Below are 12,969 nucleotides of genomic sequence, written 5' to 3'. Positions count from 1 at the left end.
AGGTCGACGCGTTGGTCATCCGTAGTGACTGACCAATGGCTGACTGTAGCCACCGAGGTCCCCGCACTTGCGCGAGCAGTTGGGCCGGCGTAGGCATCGCGGGAGGTGCATCCGACCAGGTGGAGGTGTCGGATGGGGGCAGGCGGGGTGCAGCCGGGCCGGGATCCGCCCGCTCCGGCCGAGGTGTTGCTGCACGAATGCGCGCGCACGCGGGTGACGCGGTTGTTCCTGCCCGGGCGCACGGTGGTCCGTAAGGAGCCGTTGGGGGCGGATGCGGAGCGTCGGCTGCGGCATGAGGTGGCGATGCTGCAGCGGTTGCGTGGTGTCGCAGGAGTCGCGCAGCTGGTGGAAAACCCGCGGGTCCCGGGGTCGGTTCTGTTGACCGATGTGGGTGGCACGAGCCTGGCCGGTCGGGCGATGCCCCTGGAGGTGGACGACCTTCTCGGGCTGGGGGTCGGGCTGGCTCGGGCGGTGGCGGGGATGCACGGCCGTGGGGTGCTGCACCGGGATATCACCCCGGCCAACATCGTGATCTGCGACGACGGCAGCGCGTTGCTGGTGGACTTCGCGTTGGCGACCTCGTTGGCCGAGATCCGCCCCGAGTTCACCCACCACACCGAGATCGTCGGGACGCTGGCCTATCTCGCCCCGGAGCAGACCGGACGGACCGGCCGGTCGGTGGATCAGCGGGCGGATCTGTATGCGTTGGGTGCAACGTTGTATGAGGCAGCGACGGGTGATCCGCCGTTCGGTTCGGGTGATCCGTTGCGCCTGACGCACGATCATCTGGCTCGGGTGCCGGTGGCGCCGGTCGAGGTCAACCCGGCCGTGCCCGCCGCGCTGTCCGAGATCGTCATGCGTCTTCTGGAGAAGGAGCCCGACCACCGGTACCAGACCGCGGAGGGCGTGGTCTACGACCTGAAGCGGGTGTGGGACGCCCAGGTACGTCCGGCGGCGACTCGCATGCGCATCGGCGAGCACGATGCTCCGCTGCGGTTGCTTCCGCCGTCGCGGCTGGTGGCTCGTGATGCCGATGTGGCGGTGTTGCAGGCGGCGTTCGAGGACGCGCTGGCGGGGCGGTGTCGGGGGGTGCTGGTCGGTGGGGCGCCGGGGGTGGGCAAGACGGCGTTGGTCGATCAGCTGCGGCCGGTCGTCACAGGTCGGGATGGCTGGTTCGTGGCCGGCAAGTTCGATCAGTATCGGCGGGATCTGGAGTTCAACGCGGTTTACCAGGCGTTCCGGGCGTTGGGCCGGATGCTGTTGGCCGAGCCGGAGGACGAGCTGGCCGAGGTCCGCGAACGCGCCCTCACAGCCCTGGGCGCGAACGCGGGCCTGCTGAGCGCGACGATTCCGGAGTTCGCGACGCTGCTGGGAGTGCCGCCCGATCCTGGGAATCCGCTGACCGCGCAGGTGCGGGCCCAGCGGGTAGGCATGCAGGGGCTACGGGCCGTTGCGTCACGGAAACGGCCTGTCGTGATGTTCCTCGACGACCTGCAGTGGGGCGGGCGCACCCCGCTCGGCTTCATCGATCTCGTACTGACCGAGGAACCGGTAGAGGGCCTGTTGCTGGTAGGGGCCTACCGGGAAGCCGACATGGACGCGGCCCATCCGCTCGCCGCGCTGCTGTCCCGGTGGCGCGACCAGACCGGCGTTCGACAGATCCGGTTGGACAACCTGCCGGTCCCGAGCCTCGCCACCATGGTCGCGGAGATGCTGCACTCGAACCAGGACGCCTCGGCAGGCCTCGTCGAGGTGATCAACGGGCACACCTTCGGCAACCCGCACGAGACCGTGGAGTTGCTCAACGCGCTGCGCCGCGAGGGCGTGCTGATCCCGACGACCGCCGGGTGGCGGTGGGACGACGCGGCCGCGCGTGCTCGTCTGGGCGAGTCGGAGGTGGCCGGGCTGCTGGCGGCGCGGGTCAGAGCCATGCCGCCGACGTCGCGCGAAGTGGTGGAGGCGATGGCGTGTCTGGGTGGGCGGGCGGAGGTGAGCTTGCTGCAGACCGTCAGCGATGTGGCGGCGGGTGTGGTGGAGCAGCGGTTGGCGCCGGCCCTCGACGACGGGGTCCTGGTGGTGGAGCCGGGGCTGCGTGAGGCGGTGCGGTTTCGCCACGACCGGACCCGTGAGGTCATCCTGCGCGGGCTGGATCCGCAGCGGCGACGCGCGCTGCAGCTGGACATGGCGCGGCGGTTGTCCGCGGTGGCGGAGTTGTACGCGGTCGCGGCCGAGCAGTACCTGCCGGTGATCGACGCGGTCACCGACGCCGCGGAGAGGCAGCAGGTGGTGCGGTTGCTGCGGCGCGCTGCCGAGCAGGCGTCGTTGATCGGTGAATACGGCCTCGTCAACGCGCTTCTGGCCGGCGCGCTACAGCTCATCGGGCCGAACGAGACCGCCACGCTCATCGAGGTGCACACCGGCCGCCACGCCACCCTCTACAGCCTGGGACGACTCGACGAGGCCGACGAGGAGTACCGCACGATCGAGCGGCTGGCGCCCACCCGGCTCCAGGGCGCCGACGCGACGGTGGTGCAGGTGCGCAGCCTGACCCACCGGAACCGCTTCGCCGAGGCGATCGGTCTCGGCCTGGAGTCGCTGCGTGCTTTCGGCATCACCGTCCCGGCCGCCGACCGGCGGGGCGCCGAGCTCGACAACCAGTTCGAGTATCTGTACCGATGGCTCGACCACACCGCAGCCGCCGATGACCTCGCACGACCGGAGATCACCGACCCCGCGCTGCTCGCCGCCACCCGCCTGATCGACGCGGTCCTGCCGGCCGCCTACTTCGCCGCCGACCACGCGATACAGGCGTGGATGAGCCTGGAAGCGCTGCGCATCTGGCTCGAGCAGGGCCCAGGGCCCACCCTGGTCAGCCCCGCCTGTGTCGCCTCCTTCCACGCTGTGGCGCAGCGCGGCGACAGCGTCGCCGGATACAAGGCGTTGCGGCGGATCCTGGCAGTAGGTGAAGCCCGCGGCTACGAGCCCGAGACCTCGCACGCGCGCCGGGTGTTCGGCATCCTCAGCTGCTGGTTCGAGCCCATCGAGAACGGTGTCCACGCCACTCAGCGCGCCCGCGAAGGGCTGATCGCCGGCGGCGACCTGGCGTACGCCGGCTACACCCACCACCCGACCGTCTACTACCTGCTGGACTGCGCGCCGACGCTCGACAGCTTCACCGCGGCGGTGGAGGCGGGGTTGGCCTTCGTCCGCCGTACCGGCAGCGAGCAGGGCGGACAGTGGCTCGACAGTCATCTGTGGCTGGCCGATGTGCTGCGCGGCGGAAGCACGGCCGCGAGCGCTACGGCAGTTCCCACCGACAGGTACGCGGACAACCCGCTCGCGCTCTTCCATGCCCATCTCAATCGGGCGATCGCCGCGGCCGTCTTCGGCAATGCTGTCGACCTGGCACGGCACACCGAAGCGGCGATGCCGCTGCTACCGGCTGTCCTGGGCAACTACCCGACCGCCGTGGCCCACGTGCTGCGCGGGTTGGCCGTCGCGGACCAGGCCCGCGCCTGCCAGGGTGACGAGCGAACCGCCTTGCTGTCCGAACTGGACGACATGTCGCGATGGCTGGCCGCCCGCGCCGCGGACGCGCCCGACAACTTTCTGCACCTGCTGCGGCTGATCGAAGCCGAGCGGGCCTGGGCGATCGGCGACTTCCGCGCCGCCGTGCTGGCCTTCGACGCCGCGCGGCACGAGGTCGCCCGGCGGCGGCGCCCGTGGCATCGCGCCGTGATCGCCGAACACGCCGCCCGCTTCTACCTGGCCCACGGCGTCGAACAGACCGGCTACGACCTGCTCGCCCAGGCCCGCGACGAGTACCTCGCCTGGGGGGCGACGGCGAAGGTCAGCCAGCTGGACTGGGCGTACCCGATCCTGCGACGACACCCCGACGCGACCGCCGAGGAGCGCAGCGACCGACCCGGCGACGTTCTTCATGAACGGGCCACCGTCACGACCGGGACGCTCGACCTGCTCGGCATCCTGTCCACGTCGCAGGCGCTGAGCTCCGAGACCAGCATCGAACGGCTGCATGCCCGCGTGGTCGACGTGCTCGGGGCGATGACCGGCGCAACCGGCGTGCACCTGCTGCTGTGGAGCGACGACCACCACGACTGGCTGCTGCCCACATCCGGCGGCGGCACCGCGCCCGTCAGCGGTGGCGACCGCGAAGACGCGGTGCCGCTGTCCGTGCTGCGCTACGTCCAGCGCATCGGTGAACCGCTGGTCGTGGCCGACGCAACCCACGACGACCGGTTCGCCCGCGACCCGTACCTCACCGACCTCGAGTGCTGCGCCCTGCTGGCCGTCCCCATCCTCAGTCGCGGCACCCTCCGGGCGCAGTTGATATTGGAGAACCGCCTCATCCGCGGCGCATTCACCGCCGAGCGGCTCGACGCCGTCACGCTCATCGCGGGCCAGCTCGCCGTCTCCCTCGACAACGCCCAGCTCTACGCCGAGCTCACCACGTCCCGCGCGCGGATCGTCGCCACCGCCGACCAGATCCGCCGACGCATCGAACGGGACATGCACGACGGCGCCCAGCAACAGCTGGTCTCCCTGGTCCTGCAGGCACGCGCGATACACGCGATGGTGCCCCCCGAGGACGTCACGCTGGCCGCGCAGCTCGACGATCTGGCCACCCAGGCAACCATCGCACTCGACGAAATGCGCGAGCTCGCCCGTGGGGTCCATCCGGCGGCCCTCGCCGAAGGCGGCCTGCGCCCCGCCCTCAAGGCTCTCGCCGGGCGCTCCCGCGTCCCTGTCGAGCTGGACGTGCAGGCAGATGGCCGCCTACCCGAACAGATCGAAATCGCTGCCTACTACCTCGTCGCCGAAGCACTCACCAACACCGCCAAACACGCCGATGCCTCGGCCGCCCACGTCACCATCGGCACCACCCGCACCGCTACCGGCAACGCACTGCGGATCTGCGTACGCGACGACGGCCGAGGCGGTGCCAACCCCGCCGGCGGAACCGGCCTCGTCGGAATCAGGGACCGGGTCGAGGCACTCGGTGGTCACCTCTCGATACAGAGCACCCCCGGCGCAGGCACGACCCTGCAGGCCGATCTCCCGCTGTCCTCCAGCCACACGGGTTCCGGCTGAGCGAGCCGTAGCCCGGATGTCGACCTTCGCGCAGGGTCGCGGGTGCCCGGTGCAAGGCTGCTCGCCATGACCGGCTCGGATCCGAAAGAACACCTCCGCCGCTACCTGCAGGTCGCTCGCGAAACACTCCTGTGGAAACTCGACGGCCTCTCGGAGTACGACATCCGGCGGCCCATGACACCGACGGGCACCAACCTGCTGGGCCTGGTCAAACACGTCGCAAGCGTCGAGATCGGATACTTCGGCATCACGTTCGAACGCCCTTCCGACGAACCACTGCCGTGGTATGCCGACGATGCCGAACCCAACGCGGACATGTGGGCGACCGCCGACGAGACGCGCGAGCAGATCGTCGGCCTCTACCACCGAGCATGGGCGCACTCGGACGCCACCATCGAGATGCTGGCGCTGGACGCCGTCGGCCATGTCCCGCACTGGCCGGACGACCGCAGCGAGGTGACGCTGCACCAGATCCTCGTGCACGTGATCTCCGAGACCCACCGGCACGTCGGGCATGCAGACATCATCCGAGAGCTCATCGACCGAGCCGTCGGATTGCGGAAGGACAACGACAACATGGGAGCGGGCGACCAGGAGTGGTGGGAGAACTATCGCGGCCGGCTGGAGCACGTCGCGCAGGGATTCGGCCGGGAGTGAGCAGTCACGGGTAGCGCCGGCACCCCACGGGCGGCTGCGGACCTCCGAGCAACGGTCCGGTATGCGCTGGAAACGCCACGCGCACCGATCGAACGCTGCGACCACGCCGACAGGAGTAGGAAGGGTGCCATGGGCTCACCCTGCGGCAGCCGATCGTCGAGCTGAGGTGCCGAATCCCCATGGAACGTCAGAGACGCTGATGCTTCTGGACGCCTCTCGGCTGCACGTACTGGTCGAGGTCGCACACGCCGGCTCGATCGCCGCCGCTGCCACCCGCATGGGTTTCACCCCGTCCGCCCTGTCCCAGCAACTGACGAAGCTGGAGCGTGAGGTCGGTGCGCCGCTGGTCGACCGGGGGCGCGCCGGCACGACACTCACCGGGTTGGGCCGGGTGCTGCTGGAGCACGGTGAGCGGGTCGTCGGCGAGCTTCGCGATGCGGAGCGGGCCATCCAGTCGGCGATCATCGATCAGCCGCAGCAGATCGCGGTCGGCGCCTTCTCATCGGCGGCCCGCACGGTGCTTCCGCAGGCACTCGCGGTGCTCCGGAAGCGGCGGCCGGGGGTCAAGTTCTCCCTCGTCGACGTCGAGCCACCGGACGGGTACGGCCTGGTCGTGGCCCGGGAGCTCGATCTGTTGATCACCCACCATTACCCCGGTGCTGTGCTGCCCGCGGCAACGGGCCTGCGCCGGCAGCTCTTGTTTCGAGACGCCCTGCGTCTGGTGCTCCCGCGAGGCCATCGGTTCGCGGGATCGGCGGAGGTTGCGATCGCCGAGCTCCAGGACGAGGACTGGATCTCGGGCGCGCCAGGCGTGCCGCATCGGACGTTCCTCGAGTCCCTGGGCTCGGTGCACGTCGCATACGAGACGGTGGACTACGAGGTCACGCTCGCGCTCATCGCAGCGGGCCTCGGGATCTCCCTCGTGCCGGCCAGCATGTTGGGCCGGCACGACGCGGTCATCGTGCGGGACCTGAGCGAGTCCGCACCCACGCGCGAGATCTACATCGTGCATGGGTGCCGTCCGTCGCCCCTGGTCGCCGAGCTGATCGCCCAACTCCGCGCTACCCGGACCCAGCCCGCGTGAACGCCCGCGCGACCGTACGGAGTCGGAATCATTAGCGTTTCTGATATGCCATGAGAGTTCCGTGCTTCAGCCTGACGACCGGTCAGCGCATGCTGAGCGCATGGCACGCCGCCTGACCTCTGCCGATCTCACCGCAACCGCCGATCGGCTCGCGTCCCACAAGGTGCGTTCCGGTCCTTGGCCGGGCTCGTTGTCGTCCTCACCGTCGGACAAAACGCCGCCCTGACCATCAACTGCCGGATCCTCACCGATCCGGGGCATTCAGCACGCCGGACACCGCCCTCATCTAGGGCGAACTCGAACCTAATTCGGCTCGGCCTGCACAAAATGCTTTCTGTATGATTCAGAGCGAAGCCGACCCGGAGGCGTGCCGACCTCACCGCGCGGCGCTCGCGTAATCACCACGTCATCCCGTGATCCGAAGGGGAACGGAAATGGGCAAGACGCAGCTCACTACCGCTCGAGTGGGAACCGTTGGCGGTCGCGGTTCACACGTGCCTTTACCCGGCGACAAGAGAAGAACCTACAAGGCGCTCTTCGACTCGTTCACGCAGGATGCACAAGGGAGAATCTCGCCGTTCGAAGTGCTCAACCGGCTGAAGAGCGCGGGAATTCGCCCGGACGACCGGCGGATACAGGAGGCGTGGAGCGCGCTCGACAATCCGGGCCAAGAGAGCGGCCGGCTCGACCTCGACAGGTTCATCGCCATCTGCCAGCGCAACAGCGGCATCATCTCCCGGGCCATCAGAGGCGAGCTGGTGATACCCGACTTCCCACGTCTCGCACAGGACATCGAGTCGATGTATCAGGAACTGCTGGAGGAACGGGGCGGCTCGGTAGCGGACTACATACCGCAGTTGGGCAGGGTCGACCCGGAGCGGCTCGCCATCGCGATCTGCACCACGGACGGTCAGCGCCATTCGATAGGCGACCACAGTGTGAACTTCTGCCTGCAGTCGGTGTGCAAGCCCATCAACTACCTGCTGGCCCTCGAGGAGCACGGCGCGGATACCGTTCACCGGCACGTCGGCTGCGAGCCGAGCGGCGTCCGATTCAACGAGTTGTCACTCAGCGAGAAGGGCATTCCGCACAACCCGATGATCAACTCGGGGGCGATCATGTGCAGCTCGCTTATCCGCCCATCGGAAATGATGGCAGACCGGTTCGACTACGTTGCCGACATGTGGCGGCAGCTCGCGAGCGGCGGGCGCGTCGGGTTCAACAACCCGGTGTATCTTTCCGAGCGCGACAGCGCCGACCGGAACTTCGCACTGGGCTACTTCATGCGAGAGAAGAACGCTTTTCCGAAGGGCACCGAGCTCGTCAACACGCTGGAGTTCTACTTCCAGTGCTGCTCCATCGAGATCGATACGGAATCGCTGGCGGCTGCCGCCGCCACGTTGGCCGCGGGCGGAGTCTCACCCCTGACCGACAACCGGCTCTTCCACACGGAGAACGTGCAGAAATGCCTCTCCCTCATGTCCTCGTGCGGCATGTACGACTACTCGGGAGAGTTCGCCTTCCGCATCGGCCTGCCCGCCAAGAGCGGCGTCTCCGGCGCCCTGATGATCGTCGTCCCACAGGTCATGGGAATCGCGGTGTGGTCGCCCCGGCTCGATGCACTCGGAAATTCGGTGCGCGGGATCAAGTTCTCGCGGATCCTCACCGAGAAGTACAACTTCCACGCCTACGACGGGCTCGTCGGCAACGACGAGACAGGTAAGCGCGATCCCCGGCGCCGCAAAAACCAGACGACAGCCGATGCTGTGGTGCGCCTGTGCTGGGCAGCCAGCCAAGGCGACCTGGACGACGTCCGCGCCGCGATGGCATCGGGCATCGACCCCAGCGCCTCCGACTACGACGGCCGCACCGCCCTGCACCTCGCGGCATCGGAAGGGCAACTCGAGGTCGTGCGCTACCTGCTCCAACAGGGGGCCAACCCCGACGCCCGTGACCGCTGGGGCGGAACCCCGGCAACTGACGCCGAACGCGAAGGCCACCCCGCCGTCGCGCAGTTGCTCACCCAGCACTTCCCGGACGAGAAACCGGCCGCCGTTTCCTGATCCCCCCACCCCGACATCTCTCCGCACACGACATCCGTCGACAGGAGGACTGAGAAATGCTCAATGCGGGCGATACCGCCTGGGTGCTCGTCGGCGCGGCGTTGGTGATGCTGATGACGCCAGGACTGGCCTTCTTCTACGGCGGCATGGTCAGGAGCAACAGCGTCCTGAACATGTTGATGATGAACGTCATCTGCCTGGCAGTGGTCGGCGTGATCTGGACGATCTTCGGATACAGCTGGTCGTTCGGCAACGACGCGTTCGCCGGCCTGTTCGGCGGCAACCAGTTCGTCGGTCTGGGCTCCACGATCGGTCACTTCGTCGGCGTCGCCGGGCCGCCCGGTGTGCCGTGGCCGGGGCCGGATGCGCTGCCGGCGACGGCGTTCGTGATGTTCCAGCTGATGTTCGCCGTCCTCACCCCGGCGCTGATCTCGGGTGCCGTCGCAGACCGGGTGAAATTCTGGTCCTGGACGCTGTTCGTGATCGTGTGGGCGGCCGTCGTCTACTTCCCGGTGGCGCACTGGGTGTTCTCCTTCGACGGCTTCACCGGCCCGGCATCGCACGGCGGTTGGATCGCGAACGTGCTCAAGGCCGAGGACTTCGCCGGCGGCACCGCGGTACACATCAACGCCGGCGCCGCCGCGCTCGCACTGGCCATCGTGCTGGGCCGCCGTACCGGCTGGCCGCGGGAATCGATGCGCCCGCACAACCTGCCCTTCGTGTTGCTGGGCGCCAGCCTGCTGTGGTTCGGCTGGTACGGCTTCAACGCCGGCTCGGCGCTCAGCGCGAACGACCTGGCCGGGGTCGCGTTCACCAACACCACCGTCGCGGCCTGTACGGCGGTGCTCGGGTGGCTGCTCGTCGAGCAGATCCGTGACGGCAAACCGACCGCCATGGGCGCGGCCTCGGGCGCCGTTTCCGGGCTGGTGGCAATCACACCGGCCTGTGCCTTCGTGACCCCGGTGGGCGGGCTCGTGATCGGCGTGGTCGCCGGTGTGTTATGTGCGCTGGCGGTGGGCTTGAAGTACAGGTTCGGGTTCGACGACTCCCTCGACGTGGTCGGTGTGCACCTGGTCGGCGGAATAGTCGGCACCCTGTTGATCGGCTTCCTCGGCACCAAGAGCGTCAATCCCGCGGCCCTGGGCGAGAACGGCCTGTTCTACGGAGGCGGCTTCACCCAACTCGCCCGCCAGGCCGCCGCTGCCGGCGCGGTGATGGTCTACTCGTTCGCCATGGCCTTCGCCATCGGCATGCTCATCAAGAAGACGATCGGCTTCCGGATCGACGAGCACGCCGAGATCGCCGGCATCGACGAACAAGAACACGCACAACGCGGCTACGACTACTCCAGCCTGACTTCCCTGCTCACCCGCGGTCCCGACGACCAGGAGGCCGTTCCCTGCGCCGGCACCGGCTCGTCGCGAAGGCCCGTCGCCAGCCACGAGGGCTGAACCGAAGCGGTTGCCGGTTCGCCGGCACACCAATCGCAGACGCCCGAGCAGCCCGTCTCGATGACGAAAGCCGGGACGGCCTGTGCGGGTGGGGCCCCACGTCGAGTCGGCATGCCCGTGAGACGGGCTTTCTCCCCGTCGGCCGACGTGGGGCGTTGGCGGCCGTCCGGTCGCGGCCGGGTGATCATCGGGAATTCTCTGTGCGCGGAATGCCCGGCCGATCGGTGTGGTCGGGGCACCGATGCCCGTCGAACATGATCACGCCGACCGGGTGGTGGATCCGGTTCTGACCTTCCAAGCGCTGGGCTTGCTGTCGCCCGAGCGCGGGGCGATCAATCGTCCACGCCGCTGCGTGCGCTGTGCGCGATTCGGAGGGATTCCCGGCGCCGCGCACACTCGACGGCCTGTCGACGGAGCTCACCCGAGAGCGTCTCCAGACCGTGGATCTGGGCCCTCAGAGCTTCGATTCGGCTGGACGCGGCGGCCTGATACATCGCCACGCGTCCCAGCAGGTCCTCGGTGGCCGCGTCGTCGGTGCCGCTGTCCGCGGCAAGAGCGTCGGTGGTGGCGAGCAGTTCCCGCATCTGTTCGAGAGAGAAGTCGAGCGGCTTCAACGTCTTGACCAACGCAAGGCGCTCGATATCGGCCTCGGTATAGAGCCGGAATCCACCAGCGGATCGCGCGGAAGGCACGACGAGACCGACCTCGTCCCAATGCCGGATCGTGCGCAGCGACAGGCCGACCCGTTCCGCCGCCTCACCGATCTGCATCATCGCCTCTACCTCGCATGCTCAACGCCAGTGCTCCCGACCTCGCTCCGGTCGATTCTCCAGGCGATTTCAGGGAATGCGACACGCTAGGACAGAGCAGGGTGCAACTGTCGTCGTGCCGCTGCCGCCGTTGTCAACCTCGGACCCATGCTACGCAGGCACCTGATCCGCCAACCTCAGGTGCCACGTCGCTCGCGGTGATCGACGTTGCCGCGATCACAGAGGCCGCATACCTCCTCTCTCGTGAGAGTAAGGTTCGCAACTCGGGCCCCAGTGCGTGGGGCTCCTCCCCGTTCTCTGCGGAAAGAAGCGATGACCCGTCCTGCCGGCTTCACCTTGCGCCTTGCTCGCCCCAGCTGGTTCTCCCCCCGGGTGCTACGGACCGAGGTCCTCGCCGGCCTCGTCGTCGCGCTCGCCCTGATACCGGAGGCGATCGCGTTCTCACTGGTCGCCGGCGTCGACCCACGGGTCGGCCTCTTCGCCGCGTTCACGATGGCAGTGACCATTGCCTTCGTCGGCGGGCGGCCGGCGATGATCTCGGCGGCGACCGGTGCGGTCGCACTCGTCGTCGCACCGGTGGCCCGCGAGTACGGCGTCGAATACCTGTTCGCCACGGTCGTGCTCGGCGGCCTGCTGCAGATCGTGCTCGCCGTGGCGGGCATCGCCCGGCTGATGCGGTTCCTGCCGCGCAGCGTCATGGTCGGATTCGTCAACGCACTGGCAATCCTGATCTTCATCTCGCAGCTGCCCTACCTGATCGGCGTGCCCTGGCCGGTGTATGCCCTGCTGGCGGCCGCGCTCGTCATCATGGTCGGCCTTCCGCGGCTCACCAGGGCCGTGCCCGCGCCGCTGGTGTCCATCGTCGTGCTGACCTTGTTCACCGTCGCCGTCGGGATAGCGGTGCCGACCGTGGGCGATCAAGGTGCGCTGCCCGACAACCTTCCGATACCCGGGTTGCCCGCGGTGCCGTTCACGTGGGAGACGCTGCGCACCATCGCGCCCTACGCTCTCGCGCTGGCGGTGGTGGGACTCATCGAGTCGCTCATGACCGCCAAGCTCGTCGACGACATCACCGACACGCACTCCGACAAGACCCGCGAATCCTGGGGCCAAGGAGTCGCCAACATCGTCACGGGCTTCTTCGGCGGCATGGGCGGGTGCGCGATGATCGGCCAGACGATGATCAACGTCAAGGTCTCCGGCGGCCGGACGCGGTTGTCCACGTTCCTCGCCGGAGCCTTCCTTCTCATCCTCGTCATCCCGCTCGACGGCGTCGTCGCAAAGATTCCGATGGCCGTGCTCGTCGCCGTGATGGTCATGGTGTCGGTCGGGACCTTCGACTGGCACAGCATCCACCCGCGAACCCTTCGCCGGATGCCCAAGAGCGAGACCGCCGTCATGCTCTCGGCCGTCGCCGTCACCGTGGCCACCAGCAACCTCGCCTACGGCGTGGGCGTCGGCGTGATAGTCGCGGTGATCCTCTTCGCACGGCAGGTGGCACGGGTCGTCCAGGTCACCAGCGTGCTCGACCCCGAGGGCACGACCAAGATCTACAGAGTCGACGGCCAGCTCTTCTTCGCCTCCAGCAACGACCTCGTCTTCCAGTTCGACTACGCCAACGACCCCGACAACATCGTGATCGACCTGTCCGCGGCCACCATCTGGGACGCATCCACCGTCGCCGCGCTCGAGGCCATCACCACCAAGTACTCGTCCCGAGGCAAAACGGCGACGATCACCGGCATGAACGAGCCGAGCAGGCTCCGGCACGCGGCCCTTGCCGGCAACCTCACGCCTGCTCACTGACTCCCGAACCTCCCCTCACGTGAGGG

7 protein-coding genes are annotated in these 12,969 nt (G+C 68.4%); 6 read left to right on the top strand and 1 reads right to left on the bottom strand.

Annotated features, from left to right (window positions below; translation table 11 throughout):
- Nucleotides 1-132: 132 nt before the first annotated feature.
- The 5 genes from MMF94_RS19065 to MMF94_RS19045 all read left to right on the top strand — a co-directional run bounded on the left by MMF94_RS19065 (nt 133) and on the right by MMF94_RS19045 (nt 10,367).
- Nucleotides 133-5,112: an AAA family ATPase gene (locus MMF94_RS19065; protein ID WP_241038336.1), complete on the top strand. Its 4,980-nt coding sequence runs from the start codon at nt 133-135 to the stop codon at nt 5,110-5,112.
- 66 nt (nt 5,113-5,178) lie between these two features.
- A complete protein-coding gene (locus tag MMF94_RS19060) occupies nt 5,179-5,769 on the top strand; it encodes a DinB family protein (RefSeq protein ID WP_241038335.1) in 591 nt (196 codons plus the stop codon).
- 199 nt (nt 5,770-5,968) lie between these two features.
- Complete coding sequence (locus tag MMF94_RS19055; protein ID WP_241038334.1) at nt 5,969-6,853, top strand: LysR family transcriptional regulator; 885 nt, start codon at nt 5,969-5,971, stop codon at nt 6,851-6,853.
- Nucleotides 6,854-7,287: 434 nt separating this feature from the next.
- Nucleotides 7,288-8,916, top strand: a complete 1,629-nt coding sequence (glsA, locus tag MMF94_RS19050; RefSeq protein ID WP_241038333.1) for a glutaminase A — start codon at nt 7,288-7,290, stop codon at nt 8,914-8,916.
- Between the two features lie 56 nt (nt 8,917-8,972).
- Nucleotides 8,973-10,367: an ammonium transporter gene (locus tag MMF94_RS19045; protein ID WP_241038332.1), complete on the top strand. Its 1,395-nt coding sequence runs from the start codon at nt 8,973-8,975 to the stop codon at nt 10,365-10,367.
- 332 nt (nt 10,368-10,699) lie between these two features.
- On the opposite strand, the gene MMF94_RS19040 is transcribed toward MMF94_RS19045, so the two are convergent.
- Complete coding sequence (locus MMF94_RS19040; protein WP_241038331.1) at nt 10,700-11,140, bottom strand: MerR family transcriptional regulator; 441 nt, start codon at nt 11,138-11,140, stop codon at nt 10,700-10,702.
- Between the two features lie 309 nt (nt 11,141-11,449).
- On the opposite strand from MMF94_RS19040, the gene MMF94_RS19035 reads away from it, so the two are divergent.
- Nucleotides 11,450-12,943, top strand: a complete 1,494-nt coding sequence (locus MMF94_RS19035; RefSeq protein ID WP_241038330.1) for a SulP family inorganic anion transporter — start codon at nt 11,450-11,452, stop codon at nt 12,941-12,943.
- Nucleotides 12,944-12,969: the final 26 nt, after the last annotated feature.

It is taken from the genome of Pseudonocardia alaniniphila (assembly GCF_022524485.1).
In the GTDB taxonomy this organism is placed as follows: Bacteria; Actinomycetota; Actinomycetes; order Mycobacteriales; family Pseudonocardiaceae; genus Pseudonocardia; species Pseudonocardia alaniniphila.
The sequence above is the reverse complement of the archived record's forward strand: the minus strand, read 5'-3'. Positions and strand labels throughout refer to the sequence as shown.

Excerpts from the sequence above, each read along its gene's own strand:
- MMF94_RS19065 (WP_241038336.1), top strand. The coding sequence starts at position 133 with ATGGGGGCAGGCGGGGTGCAGCCGGGCCGGGATCCGCCCGCTCCGGCC.
- MMF94_RS19060 (WP_241038335.1), top strand. The coding sequence starts at position 5,179 with ATGACCGGCTCGGATCCGAAAGAACACCTCCGCCGCTACCTGCAGGTC.
- MMF94_RS19055 (WP_241038334.1), top strand. The coding sequence starts at position 5,969 with ATGCTTCTGGACGCCTCTCGGCTGCACGTACTGGTCGAGGTCGCACAC.
- glsA (WP_241038333.1), top strand. The coding sequence starts at position 7,288 with ATGGGCAAGACGCAGCTCACTACCGCTCGAGTGGGAACCGTTGGCGGT.
- MMF94_RS19045 (WP_241038332.1), top strand. The coding sequence starts at position 8,973 with ATGCTCAATGCGGGCGATACCGCCTGGGTGCTCGTCGGCGCGGCGTTG.
- MMF94_RS19040 (WP_241038331.1), bottom strand. The coding sequence starts at position 11,140 with ATGATGCAGATCGGTGAGGCGGCGGAACGGGTCGGCCTGTCGCTGCGC.
- MMF94_RS19035 (WP_241038330.1), top strand. The coding sequence starts at position 11,450 with ATGACCCGTCCTGCCGGCTTCACCTTGCGCCTTGCTCGCCCCAGCTGG.